The sequence below is a fragment of the Marseilla massiliensis genome (genome assembly GCF_016899855.1).
Taxonomy (GTDB): Bacteria; Bacteroidota; Bacteroidia; order Bacteroidales; family Bacteroidaceae; genus Prevotella.
Window position 1 is genome coordinate 1 of the sequence record NZ_JACJJG010000256.1, and the last position, 427, is coordinate 427.

The 427-nt window shown below is 48.2% G+C and carries 1 pseudogene; it reads right to left on the bottom strand.

The window, feature by feature from the left end:
• Positions 1 to 427: pseudogene (locus H6A34_RS14650) on the bottom strand (SusC/RagA family TonB-linked outer membrane protein); the annotation flags it as partial.

The window sequence follows — 427 nt, forward strand, 5'->3', positions numbered from 1 at the left end:
GCTTCGCATTCAGCTTTGCGTTGATGTTGTTCTTTGAGTAGCCTGAGCCAACCATTATACTCTCCTCGTCCGAATGAGAATAACCAAGGTTGAACTTCACTTCCTTCGAACCTCCGCTAACGTTCACGTTATACATCTTCTGCGTACCTGTGCGCCCGAACAACTGGTCTTGCCAGTCATTACCCTCTACTGACCTCCAGATGTCAAGGTCGTTATAGTTACCATAGTCGGAAGTTGTAGATGACGTGCCGGCCGTACCAAGCTCATACTGATAATAAGCGTAGTTATACGGATCCATCACGGGTATCTCCTTTGTTATCTTCTTCCAACCGAGCGAACCGTTGAAGTTCACCTGGATTTTGCCTTCCGAACCACTCTTGGTGGTTACGATGATAACGCCGTTAGCACCACGCGAACCGTAGATGGC